The organism is Asaia sp. As-1742, from assembly GCF_011753235.1.
GTDB classification, from domain to species: Bacteria; Pseudomonadota; Alphaproteobacteria; order Acetobacterales; family Acetobacteraceae; genus Asaia; species Asaia bogorensis_B.
On record NZ_VWWA01000055.1, the window covers coordinates 1 to 599 of the forward strand.

The window sequence follows — 599 nt, forward strand, 5'->3', positions numbered from 1 at the left end:
AGACGGTCAGCGGGATCGAGACGGTCAAGGCCATGGCGGTCGAGACCAGGCTACAGCAACGCTGGGAAGAGCAGCTGGCGGGGTATGTCGGGGCCAGCCAGTCCGTGACCTCGATCGGCACGGTAGCAACCCAGATCATCCAGGCAACCGGCAAGCTCGTGACGGCCGGGACGCTCTGGCTGGGTGCCCATCAGGTGATGTCGGGGTCCCTGACCGTTGGAGGCCTGGTCGCCTTCAACATGCTCGCAGGTCGTGTCAGCCAGCCGGTCCTTCGCGTCGCTCAGATGTATCAGGATTTTCATCAGACCCGCCTCTCGGCCGAGCGTCTGGGAGATATCCTCAATACACCGACCGAGCGAAGCGGCCGCAACGGCATGGCGCTCCCCTCCCTCACGGGCGCCGTGACGTTTGAGCATGTGAACTTCCGGCATCGGGTAGATAGCCCCCTGGTTCTCGAGGATATCTCCTTGAACATACAGCCCGGGGAGATCATCGGCATCGTAGGATCATCGGGCTCTGGCAAGAGCACGCTGACCAAACTGCTTCAGCGGCTCTATTGTCCCGAACGTGGTCGCGTTCTCATTGATGGCCTAGATATC

The 599-nt window shown here is 61.6% G+C and carries 1 protein-coding gene; it reads left to right on the top strand.

Annotated elements, in window-relative coordinates; translation table 11 throughout:
* Positions 1 to 599: ABC transporter transmembrane domain-containing protein (locus tag F3J08_RS17655; RefSeq protein ID WP_166931932.1), on the top strand; the 599-nt coding region annotated here is incomplete at both ends.